12 protein-coding genes are annotated in these 12,769 nt (G+C 73.4%); 7 read left to right on the top strand and 5 right to left on the bottom strand.

The window, feature by feature from the left end; genetic code table 11:
* Positions 1-62: 62 nt before the first annotated feature.
* The 3 genes from ACFTXQ_RS20860 to ACFTXQ_RS20850 all read right to left on the bottom strand — a co-directional run bounded on the left by ACFTXQ_RS20860 (position 63) and on the right by ACFTXQ_RS20850 (position 3,165).
* Positions 63-1,760 (bottom strand): flavin monoamine oxidase family protein, encoded by a 1,698-nt coding sequence (locus tag ACFTXQ_RS20860; RefSeq protein ID WP_382642798.1) that lies wholly within the window; start codon positions 1,758-1,760, stop codon positions 63-65.
* A gap of 51 nt (positions 1,761-1,811) precedes the next feature.
* Positions 1,812-2,612, bottom strand: a complete 801-nt coding sequence (locus ACFTXQ_RS20855; protein ID WP_382642796.1) for a carbon-nitrogen hydrolase family protein — start codon at positions 2,610-2,612, stop codon at positions 1,812-1,814.
* A gap of 166 nt (positions 2,613-2,778) precedes the next feature.
* Positions 2,779-3,165 (bottom strand): hypothetical protein, encoded by a 387-nt coding sequence (locus ACFTXQ_RS20850; RefSeq protein ID WP_382642794.1) that lies wholly within the window; start codon positions 3,163-3,165, stop codon positions 2,779-2,781.
* Positions 3,166-4,054: 889 nt separating this feature from the next.
* On the opposite strand from ACFTXQ_RS20850, the gene ACFTXQ_RS20845 reads away from it, so the two are divergent.
* Positions 4,055-4,756 (top strand): GNAT family N-acetyltransferase, encoded by a 702-nt coding sequence (locus ACFTXQ_RS20845; protein ID WP_382642792.1) that lies wholly within the window; start codon positions 4,055-4,057, stop codon positions 4,754-4,756.
* A 384-nt stretch (positions 4,757-5,140) separates the two neighbouring features.
* Here the strand turns inward: ACFTXQ_RS20845 and ACFTXQ_RS20840 are convergent, their stop codons facing one another.
* Together ACFTXQ_RS20840 and ACFTXQ_RS20835 are read right to left on the bottom strand one after the other, a co-directional pair.
* Positions 5,141-5,596, bottom strand: a complete 456-nt coding sequence (locus ACFTXQ_RS20840; protein ID WP_007262967.1) for an Lrp/AsnC family transcriptional regulator — start codon at positions 5,594-5,596, stop codon at positions 5,141-5,143.
* Between the two features lie 10 nt (positions 5,597-5,606).
* Positions 5,607-7,076, bottom strand: a complete 1,470-nt coding sequence (locus ACFTXQ_RS20835) for an amino acid permease (RefSeq protein ID WP_382642790.1) — start codon at positions 7,074-7,076, stop codon at positions 5,607-5,609.
* A 319-nt stretch (positions 7,077-7,395) separates the two neighbouring features.
* Here ACFTXQ_RS20835 and ACFTXQ_RS20830 point away from each other — a divergent pair, with 319 nt between their 5' ends.
* From ACFTXQ_RS20830 to ACFTXQ_RS20805, 6 genes are all read left to right on the top strand, one after another.
* Complete coding sequence (locus ACFTXQ_RS20830; RefSeq protein ID WP_382642788.1) at positions 7,396-8,520, top strand: LLM class flavin-dependent oxidoreductase; 1,125 nt, start codon at positions 7,396-7,398, stop codon at positions 8,518-8,520.
* The gene (locus tag ACFTXQ_RS20825; RefSeq protein ID WP_382642787.1) at positions 8,517-9,338 is read left to right on the top strand and encodes an SDR family NAD(P)-dependent oxidoreductase; all 822 of its coding nucleotides are present in this window, start codon (positions 8,517-8,519) and stop codon (positions 9,336-9,338) included. The genes ACFTXQ_RS20830 and ACFTXQ_RS20825 overlap by 4 nt, the downstream gene beginning before the upstream one ends.
* Positions 9,335-10,372 carry a GDSL-type esterase/lipase family protein gene (locus ACFTXQ_RS20820; protein ID WP_382642785.1) on the top strand — a complete coding sequence of 346 codons (1,038 nt, stop codon included), beginning with the start codon at positions 9,335-9,337 and terminating at the stop codon, positions 10,370-10,372. Before ACFTXQ_RS20825 ends, ACFTXQ_RS20820 begins: the two co-directional genes overlap by 4 nt.
* A 117-nt stretch (positions 10,373-10,489) precedes the next feature.
* On the top strand, positions 10,490-11,410 hold the full coding sequence (locus ACFTXQ_RS20815) for an SCO0930 family lipoprotein (RefSeq protein WP_382642867.1): 921 nt from the start codon (positions 10,490-10,492) through the stop codon (positions 11,408-11,410).
* A gap of 94 nt (positions 11,411-11,504) precedes the next feature.
* Positions 11,505-12,323: a LytR/AlgR family response regulator transcription factor gene (locus tag ACFTXQ_RS20810; RefSeq protein WP_382642783.1), complete on the top strand. Its 819-nt coding sequence runs from the start codon at positions 11,505-11,507 to the stop codon at positions 12,321-12,323.
* A gap of 125 nt (positions 12,324-12,448) precedes the next feature.
* A complete protein-coding gene (locus ACFTXQ_RS20805; RefSeq protein WP_382642782.1) occupies positions 12,449-12,724 on the top strand; it encodes a hypothetical protein in 276 nt (91 codons plus the stop codon).
* Positions 12,725-12,769 lie beyond the last annotated feature (45 nt).

The following is a 12,769-nucleotide window of genomic DNA, read 5'->3' as shown; positions in this document are numbered from 1 at the left end:
TGAGAACGGGCCGCCGCCGCGCTCGTGCGCGGGGGCGGCCCGTGGCCGGGGATCCCGGAGGATCAGTCCTCGGGGAGTTCGACCGGGGCGATCTCGTCGTAGACGTCGCCCGGGCCGGGGTTGGTGGCGTCCGTGGAGCCGCCGAGGTGGTGCATGACGCCCCAGACCGCGTTGAGGGCGGTCTGGACGGCGCCCTCGGCCCAGCCGGCCGTCCAGGAGATGTCGTCGCCCGCGAGGAAGATGCCGCGCTTGTCCTCGGGGAGGCGGTCCTGCATGAAGTGGGTGAACAGGCGCCGCTGGTAGCGGTAGTGGCCCGGCAGGTTGGCCTTGAACGCGCCCATGAAGTAGGGCTCGTTCTCCCAGGACACGGTCACCGGGTTGCCGATGACGTGGCGGCGGATGTCGACCTTGGGGTAGATCTCGCCGAGGGACTTCAGCATGACCTCCATCCGCTCGTTCGCGGACAGCGGCAGCCACTTCAGGCTGTCGTCGCACCAGGTGTAGGACAGGCAGATGACGGCCGGCTGGTCCGGGCCGTTGTCCAGCAGGTAGGTGCCGCGGGTCATGCGGTCCGTCAGGGTCATCGACATGACGTCGCGGCCCGTCTCCTCGTCCTTGTCGAGCCAGAACGGGCGGTCGACGGGGATGAAGAGCTTGCTGGACTCCATGTAGTGGGTGCGCTCGATCGCCGTCCAGTGGTCGATCGGGAAGAGCGTGTCGTCGCACGCGATCTTCGACAGGAGCATCCAGGACTGCGCCGTGAAGATCGCGGCGCGGTACGTGCGGATGTCGCCGGAGGCGTCGGTGACCGTGATGCGGTTGCCGGCGGTGCGGTGCAGGCGGGTCACCGCCGGGCGCGGGGTGCCCTCGTGCAGGGAGGACAGCGAGGTGCCCTGCGCCCAGTGGACGATCTTCTCGGGCTCGCGCTCCCACAGGCGCACCGGCAGCTGCTGCGAGCCGCCCACGATGCCGCGGTGGTGGTCGTCGGCCTCGGTGTAGACGACGCGCAGGATCTCCAGGATGGAGTTCGGGAAGTCGGTGTCCCAGCCGCCCGTGCCGAAGCCGACCTGGCCGAAGATCTCGCGCTTGCGGAAGGACTGGAAGGCCTCCGACTTGCAGAGGAACCCGTAGAAGGTCTCGTCGTCGAGCTTCTCGACGAGCTTCGCCCAGATCTCGCGGATGCGCGGGACGTCCCGCTCGCGCATCGCGGTGTTCATGTCGGAGAAGTCGGCGCCCTCGTCGAGGCAGGCGTTCCACGCGTCGGCGACGTCGCGGTAGATCTGCGGGAGGTCGGCGATGGTCTCGGCGTAGTGCGTCTCGCCCTTGAGGTCGACGACCGTGGAGGGGGTCGACTCGGCGAGCGGGTTCGGGAAGGGCTCCGTGACCAGGCCGACGAGGTCGATGTAGTGCTGGAGGGCGGTGGAGGACGGCGGGAAGCGCATGGCACCCATCTCCGCGGTCAGGCCCTCGGTGCCGGCGCCCTCGAAGCCGACGGTGCGCAGGCGGCCGCCGATCTGGTCGGCCTCGTAGACGACGGGCTTGAGGCCCATCTTCATCAGCTCGTACGCGGAGATGATGCCGGACAGTCCGCCGCCGATGACGGCGACCTCGGTGCCGTGCTCGGTGGCCGGAATCTGGCCCAGGCCCGCCGGGTGGGCGAGGAAGTCGTCGTACGCGTACGGGAAGTCCGGACCGAACATGGTGATCGGCGGCTGTCCGTCGCTGTGCGGGACGGCGGTGGTGGGCACCGTGGACGTCATGGGGCCACGTCTCCTTGCGGCAGAGCTGAGGGGGGCGGGAAGCGGGGTTTTTCAGACGAGGGAGGCGTAGAGCCCGGGGCGGCGGTCGCGCAGGTAGGGGTTGGTCGTGCGCGACGCGTGCAGCAGCTCGGGGTCGGCCTCGCCGAACACCAGCTCCTCGCCGCGGCCGGCCCGGGTGCGGGTGACCCCGTCGGGGCTCGCCAGGCAGCTGAGTCCGACGAACTCGAACTCGCCTTCCGGACCGGTGCGGTTGACGTACGCGATGTACATCTGGTTCTCGAAGGCCCGTACGGGGACGAGCTGTTCGGCGACGAACTGGAACGGGTGCATCTGCGCGGTCGGCACCAGGAGGAGGTCGGTGCCGGCGAGCGCGTGCGCCCGGACGTTCTCGGGGAACTCCACGTCGTAGCAGATCATGATGCCGATGCGGAGGCCGCCGAGGTCCGCCTGGACGACGGGGGTGTCGCCGGGGGTGAAGGCGTCCTGTTCGAAGCAGCCGAAGAGGTGCGTCTTGCGGTAGTTCGCGAGGCGCGCGCCGTCGGGGCCGATCAGCTGCGCCGCGTTGTACACGGCCTCGCCCGACCGCTCGGGGTAGCCGTACAGGACGGCGACCCCGTGGCGGCGGGCGATCTCGCCGATGGCGCGGGCGGACATGCCGTCGGCCGGTTCGGCGAGGCCGGCGATGTCCTGGGGGGCCAGGGCGTAGCCGGTGAGGAACATCTCCGAGGTCACGAGGAGCCCGGCCCCGCTCTGTGCGGCGCGCTCCGCGGCCTCGTCGAGCGCCTTGAGGTTCTCGGCGGTGTCGCCGAGCCGTCCGGAGCTCTGGAGGAGTGCGGTGCGCAGCGGGGGCATGGGCTGACCTCTGTGGCAGGAGGGGTGGGGGCCATATGACGGTACGTTCGCGCGTTCGACCGGGACAAGCCGTGACCGTTGCGCTGCGCGCATCGATTCGTTGCGTGTTGGCGGGCGGGGGCGGTGATTCGTTGCGCGGGGTCCCCGGGAGGCCCTGCGGGCCCCCTTACCGGCCGGTGCGGAAGGCCGGGTGGGTGGCCAGGAAGCGCAGGTCGTCGAGGATGTCGGGGGTGTGGTTGGAGACGACGCGGCCGCTCCAGGTGTCGACGAGGGCGGGGACGGTCAGGTCGCCGTCGAAGTGGTGCCCGGCGGCCTCGTAGGCGAGGCGCAGCGCGGTGTGTCCGGCGGGGGCCTCGGTGTCCGGGACGAGGAGGGTGGCGGGGACGGTGTCCCCGAGCCCCAGCTCGGCGAGGGCGGCGGCCGCCTGCCGGGAGCGGGGACAGCCGGCGGAGAGGTAGAGGCGGTAGCGGTACGGAACCGGCGAGAACCCGGCCCCGAGGCGGCCCCGCAGCTCGGGGGCGGGCGCGGTGCGGGGCAGAACGGTGTGCGACATGACTCTCCTGAGGCGGGAGGGGCCGGGCCGGACTCCTGGCGGAGGGCCGGCGGAGTCGACCGGGGGGGACGGTGCGGTCGGCCCCGGGGCTCCTTGTGGGGGCCGTCCGGGGTCGAGCACAGGTCGCGGCGCGGTCGGCGTCGGATCCTGGCGGGGCCTGGGGTTGTCGAGGGGCGGGCGGTGGGTGCCGGTGCCCCTCGTGGGGCCGTCTGGGGTGAGCCGAGGGGGCGGCGTGGCCCAGGGGCCGAGAGCCGTACCGGGGCAGCCCGGCAGGCGGCGCGGTCAGTGCCCGGCGTGGGCCCCGGGCCGTGCCGCGGTACCGCCTGCGCAGGCGGTACCGGGCGGGGGCCCGTGGCCGTGCCGCGGTGGCCGGGCCGCGGTGGCCGGGAGGCCTACGCCGGGCGGTGCCGGGCGTGGGCCCGTGGCCGTGCTGCCACAGCCTGGAGGCCTACGCGGGGCGGGTGCCGGGCGTGGGCCCGTGGCCGTGCTGCCACAGCCTGGAGGCCTACGCGGGGCGGGTGCCGGGCGGGGGCCACGTAACCGTGCAGCCGTGACCGGGAGGCCTGCGCGGGCGGTGGCCGGGAGGCTTGGGCGGCGGCGTCAGGCGCGGGGGCCGAAAGCGCTGCAGACTCGGAGGAGGTCGATGTGGAGGCGCCGCGTCAGCCACCAGCGGCGGAGGGTCTGTGCCCCCGCGTACGCCGTTCTGGCCTCGTCCACCGGTCCCGCCCCCGTCCCGTCAATCCCGCCCCGCCCCGCGGTGGTTACGCTTCCCGCTGGGGGCGCCGGCCAATCCTGGCCGCCCTCGCAGTCTCATGGCGGCGTACGGGGCCGTCAAGAAGGCGGTGACGACCGACCGGGTCGCCGCACCGACGGAAGGAGCTCCGCACCCATGTCCGCCGAGGTAGCCGAGGTACTCGACAATCCGGTCTGGGCCGCGCTGACCGGGCCGCACCGCGGCTTCGCCGAGTACGGACCCGCGGGGCTGGCCGCCCGCTACACCGGGGACACCGCCCCGTGGGCCGGGCTCGCCGATCCGGAGGACCCGCGCGCCTGGGCGGACCTCGCCGAGCTGGCGGGCCCCGGGGAGGAGGTCTGGCTGACGGGGCTGCCGACACCGCCGCCGGGCTGGGAGACGGTGCTGAACCTGCCGGGCGTACAGCTGGACGGCCGGGCGGTACGGGCCGAGGCGGCGCCGGAAGCGGTGGTGCTGGGGCCCGCCGACGTACCGGAGATGCTGGAGCTGGTCGAGCTGACCCGGCCGGGGCCGTTCCTGGACCGCACGGTGGAGCTGGGCACGTACCTCGGGATCCGGCACGAGGGACGGCTCGTCGCGATGGCGGGGGAACGGATGCGGCCGCCCGGGTGGTCGGAGATCAGCGCGGTGTGCACGCATCCGGAGCACCGGGGGCGGGGGGTGGCGGCCCGGCTGATACGGGCCGTGGCGCTGGCGGTGCGGGAGCGGGGGGACGAACCGTTCCTGCATGCGGCGGCGGCCAACACGTCCGCGGTGCGGCTGTATGAGGCGATGGGGTTCACGCTGCGGCGGCGGCCGGTGTTCGTGGGCCTGCGGACCCCCGCCAAGGAGGCCTGACCGCCGGGCCCGTGGGGCTCTGCCCCCGGGACCCCGTGGGTGGGTGCGGCTCGCTCGCCGGTGCGGCTCAGGGATTCGGGGCTCCGCCCCGGACCCCGCTCCTCAAACGCCGGAGGGGCTGGTTTTTGCCCGGCCGGGGCCGGATGCGCCCAGAGGGGCGGGATGCGCCCGGACGGGCGGGGCGCGCCCCGGCGATGTGCTCGCCGGGTGGGCCGGGGCGCCCGGGGTGGTCGAGGCGCCGGTCAGGCGGGTGTGCCCGAGGATGGTCGGGGCGCCGGTCAGGCGGGTGTGCCCGAGGGTGGTCGGGGCGCCGGTTAGGCGGGGGCGCCCGAGGGTGGTCGGGGCGCCGGTTAGGCGGGGGCGCCCGGGGGGCCGGGGCGCCGGTTAGGCGGGGGCGCCCGAGGTGAAGCGGCGCAGGAGGGGGGAGAGGACCAGGACCGACTTGGTGCGCTCCACGAACGGTTCGCCCGCGATGCGTTCCAGCACCCGCTCGAAGTGCCGCATGTCGGAGGCGAAGACCTGCACGAGGGCGTCCGCGTCGCCGGTGACGGTCGACGCGGACACCACCTCGGGGTACCGCTCCAACCCTCGCCGGATGTCGTCCGGCGAGGTGTTGTGGCGGCAGTAGATCTCGATGAAGCCCTCGGTCTCCCAGCCCATGGCGGCGGGATCGACGCGGACGGTGAAGCCGGTGATGGCCCCCTCCGCCCGCAGCCGGTCCACGCGCCGCTTCACGGCCGGGGCCGAAAGCCCGACCTCGGAGCCGATGTCCGCGTAGGAGCGGCGGGCGTCCTCGGCGAGGGCGTGCACGATGCGTTCGTCGAGATCGTTCAGTCGCACTGCGGGTGGATCACTTTTCTGCTGTGGCCACTTCTTCCGTGGCCAGTCGGGAGCGGCGGACGCCGTAGAGGAAGTAGAACACGAGGCCCACGATCATCCAGCCACCGAAGACCATCCACGTGGCGGTATCGAGCTCGAACATCATGTAGGCGCAGGCGACGGCGCCCAGGATCGGGGTGACGGGGAAGAGCGCCACCTTGAAGGTGCGCGGCATGTCCGGGCGGGTCCGGCGCAGGATGATGACGGCGACGTTGACCAGGCCGAAGGCGAAGAGGGTGCCGATGCTGGTGGCGTCGGCGAGCTTGCCCAGCGGGATGAAGGCCGCGAGGACGCCGCAGAACAGGGACACGATCACCACGTTGGCGCGGGGGGCGCCGGTCTTCTCGTCGACCTTGGCGAAGACCTTGGGGACGAGGCCGTCGCGGGACATTGCGAAGAGGATGCGGGTCTGGCCGTAGAGGACGGCGAAGACGACGGAGAAGATCGCGACGATGGCTCCGGCGGCGAGGACGACGCCCCACACGCTGGTGCCGGTGACGTCGGTCATGATCTGGGCGAGCGCGGCCTCGGTGCCCTCGAAGTCCTGCCACGGCATGGCGCCGACGGCGACGAAGGCGACGAGGACGTAGAGGACGGTGACGATCGCCAGCGAGAGCATGATCGCGCGCGGCAGGTCCTTCTTCGGGTTCTTGGCTTCCTCACCGGCGGTGGAGGCGGCGTCGAAGCCGATGTACGAGAAGAACAGGGTGGAGGCGGCGGCGCTGATGCCGGTGACGCCGAGCGGGGCCAGCGGGGTGTAGTTGCCGGCCTTGATGCCCATGACGCCGATGCCGATGAAGAGCAGCAGGGTGACGATCTTGACGGCGACCATGATCGAGTTGACCGTGGCGCTCTCCTTGGCGCCGCGCATCAGGAAGACCATGGAGAGCAGGACGACGACCAGCGCCGGAAGGTTGATGAACCCGCCGTCACCGAGCGGCGTGGAGACCGATTCGGGGATGGTCTTGCCTACGGTCCCTTGGAGGAACTCGTTGAGGTACTCGCCCCAGCCGACGGCGACGGCGGCGACGGAGACGGCGTACTCCAGGACCAGGCACCAGCCGCAGATCCAGGCTATGAGCTCGCCCATGGTGGCGTACGCGTACGAGTACGAGGAGCCGGAGACCGGGACGGAGCCGGCCAGCTCGGCGTAGGAGAGGGCCGAGAACAGGGCGGTCAGGCCCGCGAGGATGAAGGAGATCGTCACGGCGGGGCCGGCCTTGGGGGCGGCGGTGCCGAGGACGACGAAGATGCCGGTGCCCAGGGTGGCGCCGATGCTGATCATCGTCAGCTGCCACATGGTGAGCGAGCGGCGCAGCGTGCCGCCCTCGCCCTGGCCGCCCTCGGCGACGAGCCGCTCGACGGGCTTGCGGCGCAGCAGCGGGTTCACGGGCTTGCGCGTCTCCGGGGAGAGCGGGGGTGCCTGGCCCTGATCGAGCACGAGGGGACTCCTTTGACACTGCGGATGGGGACGGTTCAGGCGTCGACCGCAGCGGTCCGGAGCAGTTATCAGACAGGTTCGGGCCCGTCTGGGCATGGGGGGACCGCCGAGCAGGCGGTCCGCGCCACTCCACGTACAGGGGGTGAGCCTACGAGCTGAGTGATACCGCCCGTAATGCACCATCCTTGCACATTGGCGGACGATCGTTGCGCGGATCCGCCCGCCATGGTCGTTTGTTGCGCGCGGACGATCGATCACTGCGCAGCCCACCCGCGCACCCATTCTTGACACTTCGTCAGATCTGCCGCAGCGTGCCGCCATGGATCTGGACGTGCTCTACGAGATCGACGTACCGAGGCCCTGGCACGGGGCCCACCCGCACGGTCAGCGGGCCGCCGAGCAGCGCGCCTACCGGGAGGCCGTCGAGCAGATCCGGCTCGCCGACCGGATGGGTTTCCGCACGGTGTGGGCGGTCGAGCACCACTTCCGCGAGGGCCGCTCCCACTGCCCGGCCCCCGAGGTGCTCCTCGGGCACCTGGCCGGGCTGACGGAGCGGATCCGGCTCGGCTTCGGGGTGACCCTGACCCCCTTCGGCTTCACGCCTCCGCAGCGGATCGCCGAGAAGGTGGCCACCGTGGACGTGCTCTCCGGGGGCCGCGTGGAATGGGGCACCGGGCGTTCCACGCCCATGGAGCAGACGGCCTTCGGGGTGGACCGGGAGCGGTCCCGGGAGGACTGGCGCGAGGCCATCGGGATCGTCACCGGGATGTGGCGGGAGGAGTACTTCGAGTACGCCTCCGAGCGGTTCCGCTTCCCGCGCCGGATGGTCACGCCCAAGCCCGTGCAGGACCCCCACCCGCCCGCCTGGATGGCGGCCACCTCCCCCGGCTCCGCCGAGGTCGCCGGGGCGGCCGGGCTCGGGCTGCTCTCCTTCTCGATCATGCAGCCGCTGGAGGCGATGGCCCGGCAGGTGGCGGCGTACCGGAATGCCGCGCGCACTCCGCAGCCGCTCACCGACGTCACGACGGACCGGGTCAGCGCCTACACCCTCGTCCACGCGACCGCCCCGGGCACGGCGCCCGGCGCGCGGGTGTGGTCCTCGGTGGCCTGGTGGTACTCGAACCTCGCGCAGTTCACCCTGGAGTGGGAGCTGCCGCACCTGGATCCCGAGGAACGCGAGCGGACCTTCCCGCTGCTCACCCCGATACTGGAAGGGGAAGTTCCGGTACGGGAGTTCAGCGACGGGGACATGATCCTGATCGGGGACGCGGAGACGATCGTCGCCAAGGCCAAGCGGTACGCGGACCTCGGCGTGGACCAGCTGATCTGTTACGTGCAGTGGGGCTACCTGGAGCACCGCGAGATCCTGCGGACCCTGGAGATCCTGGGGAAGGAAGTCATTCCGGAACTGGCCCGCTACCAGCCCCGGACGGCCGCCCCGTGACCGCGCCGGCCGGCGGCCCCGACACCTCGCCCGTACCCGACTACGCCGCCCTGCACCGCCTGGACGGCCACCGGCTCGTGCTGCTCGGCGCCGGCAACGGCATCGGCCGCCAGACCGCCCACGCCCTCGCCGCCGCCGGCGCCCGCGTGCTGTGCGCGGACCTCGACGGCGAGCGCGCCCGCGCCGTGGCCGCCGAGACCGGGGGCGTCCCGTACACCGCCGACGTGACCCGCCGCGCCGCCGTACGGGCCCTCTTCGAGGAGGCGCCCGCGCTGCTGGGCGGCCCGGTGGGCGGGGTCGTCGACATCGTCGGCATGGCCCGGTACGCGGGGCTCACCGACCTCGACGACGCCGGCTGGGACTGGCACTTCGACATGGTCCTGCGGCACGCCTGGCTCGCCGTCCGGTACGGCGGCGAGGCCGTCGCCGCGGCCGGCGGCGGCCCGCTCGTCTTCGTCGCCTCGGTCTCCGGGCTGACCGCGGCCCCGCTGCACGCCGCGTACGGGGCCGCGAAGGCCGGGCTCATGTCCCTGGTGCGCTCGGCGGCGGTGGAACTGGGCCCGCGCGGGGTACGGGTGAACGCGGTGGCGCCGGGCGTGGTGTGGACCCCGCGGGTCGCCGCCCTGCTGGGCCCCGAGGGGCGGCGGCGCAACGCGGAGAACGCCCCGCTGGGCCGGGTCGCCGAGACCGCGGACATCGCGGCCGCCCTGTACTTCCTCGTCTCACCGCTGTCCTCGTACGTGACGGGACAGACACTGGTGGTGGACGGCGGCGTCGGGGTGAAGTTCCCGTATCCGACGATCGGAGGCGAAGAGTGAGACCACTGGGCGCTGACGGTGACGCCGGCGGTGCCGCCGCCGGACGGTGGCAGGACCCCGGCCCCTTCCTGCGCGGGGTCGCCTGGCTGGACAAGGGCCGGCCGGTGCGGGCGGACCCGGCGGACACCATGCGGCTGCCGTGGGACACGGGCGAGCGGGCCACCCTGCCCATCGGAGTGCGGCTGGAGTTCACCACCGCAGCGGCGCGGGCGGTGGAGATCCGCTACCGGGCGACCGTGCCCGGCCCCACCGACGCCCTGCGCGACCTCGCGCACGGCTTCGCCCTGTGGGACCGGCACGGCGTGGTCTGCGAGGTGTTCACCGAACCGGCCGCGGAGGCCGTCGTACGGATGGAACTGGGCGGCGGCACCGGCCCCTTCACCCTCCACCCGCCCGAGACCCAGTCCCCGGTCATCCTCGGGCTGCGCGGGATCGGCGGCCCGCTCGCGCCCGCCCCGCCCGCCCCGCGCTGGGTGGTGCACGGCGACTCCATCACCGAGGGCTGGTGGTCCACCCGCCCCGCCCACGGCTGGCCCGCGGTCACCGGGCGGGCCCTGGGCTGGGACACCGTCAACCTCGGCTACGCGGGAGCCGCCCGCGGCGAACTCGCCACCGCCGAACAGCTCGCGGGCCTGCCCGCCGATGTCCTCACCCTCGCCTTCGGCACCAACTGCTGGTCACGGGTGCCCTATTCGGCGCCGCTCCTGTACGAGACCACGCGCGTGTTCCTCGAACTGGTCCGGCAGGGACATCCGCGGACCCCGCTCCTGCTGGTCTCCCCCGTCCTGCGGCCCGACGCCGAGCGCACCCCGAACCGGCTCGGCGCCACCCTGGGCGCCCTGCGCGACGCGATGGAGCGCGCCGCCCGGGAGCGGATCGCCGCGGGCGACGACCGGCTGGCCGTTCTGCCCGGCCGGGACCTGCTGGGGCCCGAGCACCTGGAGGACGGACTGCACCCCAACGACTCCGGACACCGGGTCCTGGGCCTCGCTGTGGCCACGGCCCTGCGGCGCGCCGGGTTCGACGGGGGGTGAGTGAAACACCCCACAGCGACCGCCGTGAACAGATCGCTCCCGACGGGGCGTGTCCTGAGCACAGTTGCCGGCGCCTAGGCGGCGGGCACGACGGACACCACAGTGGGAGAGATCAAGATGGGCATGAAGCGCGGAACCACCCTTGCCGCGGCGGCGATCGCCGTCGTCCTGGCGGCGAGCGCATGCGGTCCGGCGGACGACAAGGCCGCCGACACGGCCCAGCCGGCCGGCGCCGCCTCCGCCCAGGCCTCCTCACCGGCCGCGGCGGCGGCCGGCTCCGGGGCCAAGCCGGCCGGGCAGCTGGCGGTCGCGAGCAGCGACCAGCTCGGCCCGGTCCTCACCGACGGCTCCGGACTCACCCTCTACCGTTTCGACAAGGACACCGCCAAGCCGTCCAAGTCCAACTGCGACGGGGACTGCGCGAAGACCTGGCCGGTGGTCGCGGCCGGTGACGCCACCGCCGCGGCGGGCATGGACCCGGCGCTGCTGGGCGAGGTGGTGCGCAGCGACGGCACCAAGCAGCTGACGGTGGCCGGCTGGCCCGCGTACCGCTTCGCCAAGGACGCCAAGCCGGGCGACTTCAACGGACAGGGCGTCGGCGGGGTGTGGTTCGCGTTCGCCCCGGACGGCAAGAAGGCGGCGAAGGCGGCTCCGGCCGCGGGCGGCGCGGCGGAGGCCGGCGCGGGTCTGTCCGTGGCGAAGGACCCCAAGCTCGGCGACCACATCGTCGACGGCAAGGGCATGACCGTCTACCGGTTCAAGCCGGACACGGCGTGGCCGATGGTCTCGAAGTGCGAGGGCGACTGCGTGGCCAAGTGGCCGGTGGTCCCGCCGGTGGACAAGGCCAACGCCAAGGGGATCACCGAGCGCAACTACCTGGTGCTGGACCGCCCGGACGGCAAGAAGCAGCAGACGGTCGACTGCTGGCCCGTCTACACCTTCACCGGTGACAAGAAGCCGGGCGACATCAACGGCCAGGGGGTGGGCGGCACCTGGTACGCCGTCTCCCCCGACGGCAAGCTCATCACCGTCCAGTAGCCCCATGTGACCGCGCGGCCCCTCGCCCGACCTCCCCCCGGGCAGGGGCCGCGCACCGTTCCGCCCCGGCGGGCCGGTGCCTAGACTCGGCCGCATGCTGCGCGCACTGGCCGTCGACGACGAGAAGCCGCTCCTGGAGGAGCTCCTCTACCTGCTGCGCTCCGATCCGCGGGTGCGCAGCGCGGAGGGCGCCTCCGACGCCACCGAGGCGCTGCGCCGGATCACCCTCGCCCTGGAGGCCGGGCCGGACGGCGCGGACGGCATCGACGTGGTCTTCCTCGACATCCACATGGCCGGGCTGACCGGTCTGGACATCGCCCGGCTGCTGGCCGGGTTCGCGCGGCCGCCGCTGATCGTGTTCGTCACCGCCCACGAGGGTTTCGCCGTACAGGCCTTCGACCTCAAGGCCGTGGACTACGTGCTCAAGCCCGTGCGCCCCGAGCGGCTGGCCGAGGCCGTGCGGCGGGCGTGCGCGCAGCTGGGCCGGGCCGGGGAGGCTCCGCCTCCGGCCGCCGGGGCCGCCCCCGCCGTGCCGGTGCAGCGCCGGCCGGCCGCCGAGGTGACCGTCGCCGACCGTACGCCGGACCAGATCGCCGTCGAACTGGGCGGCGTCACCCGGTTCGTGGCGATCGCCGACATCTCCTATGTGGAGGCGCAGGGCGACTACGCCCGCCTGCACACCGACGAGGGCAGCCACCTGGTGCGGATCCCGCTGTCCACGCTGGAGGAGCGGTGGGCGGCGCGCGGGTTCGTACGGATCCACCGGCGGCACCTGGTGGCGCTGGGCCGCATCGACGAACTGCGGCTGGACGCGGGCACGACGAGCGTGCGGGTCGGGGCGGCGGAGCTCCAGGTGAGCCGGCGCCATGCGCGGGAGCTGCGGGACCTGCTGATGCGGCACGCGACCGGCTGACCGTCCGGCGACGTCGTGGTGCCGTTCGTCGCACGGCGAGCGGCGTACGGCGATCCGGCGGGACCGTCGGCCGCCGAGGGCTGCGCGCCCGGCTATCGTGGATCTTCCGGTGCGGGAGGAGCGCGATGTCCGAAATCCAGGCGCTGCTCGACGCGTTGAGCGGGGTGCCGCGCAGCGTGCCGGCCGGGCCGGCCGAGGCGGAGGCGCTGCTGGCCCGGCTGCGGAGTGCGGCCGCGCGGTGGGCGGACGTCCTGTACGAGGCCGGGGAAGGTGTCCGCGGCCAGGTCCCACCCCGCGCGGAGGCCGCGCTCACGCTGGCCTTCCGGCGGGCCGAGGAGTCGTACGTGGAGCTGGAAATCGCCCTCCGCGACTGCGCCGACCACCACGACCCGGCCGTCTGACCGGCTGATTTCAGCCCGTCCGGCGTTTGAGGACCGGGTCCGGGC

Source organism: Streptomyces sp. NPDC057010, assembly GCF_042673805.1.
GTDB lineage: Bacteria > Actinomycetota > Actinomycetes > Streptomycetales > Streptomycetaceae > Streptomyces.
This window is presented reverse-complemented; position numbering and strand designations above follow the sequence as displayed.

Excerpts from the sequence above, each read along its gene's own strand:
- ACFTXQ_RS20815 (WP_382642867.1), top strand. The coding sequence starts at position 10,490 with ATGGGCATGAAGCGCGGAACCACCCTTGCCGCGGCGGCGATCGCCGTC.
- ACFTXQ_RS20810 (WP_382642783.1), top strand. The coding sequence starts at position 11,505 with ATGCTGCGCGCACTGGCCGTCGACGACGAGAAGCCGCTCCTGGAGGAG.
- ACFTXQ_RS20860 (WP_382642798.1), bottom strand. The coding sequence starts at position 1,760 with ATGACGTCCACGGTGCCCACCACCGCCGTCCCGCACAGCGACGGACAG.
- ACFTXQ_RS20805 (WP_382642782.1), top strand. The coding sequence starts at position 12,449 with ATGTCCGAAATCCAGGCGCTGCTCGACGCGTTGAGCGGGGTGCCGCGC.
- ACFTXQ_RS20855 (WP_382642796.1), bottom strand. The coding sequence starts at position 2,612 with ATGCCCCCGCTGCGCACCGCACTCCTCCAGAGCTCCGGACGGCTCGGC.
- ACFTXQ_RS20850 (WP_382642794.1), bottom strand. The coding sequence starts at position 3,165 with ATGTCGCACACCGTTCTGCCCCGCACCGCGCCCGCCCCCGAGCTGCGG.
- ACFTXQ_RS20830 (WP_382642788.1), top strand. The coding sequence starts at position 7,396 with ATGGATCTGGACGTGCTCTACGAGATCGACGTACCGAGGCCCTGGCAC.
- ACFTXQ_RS20845 (WP_382642792.1), top strand. The coding sequence starts at position 4,055 with ATGTCCGCCGAGGTAGCCGAGGTACTCGACAATCCGGTCTGGGCCGCG.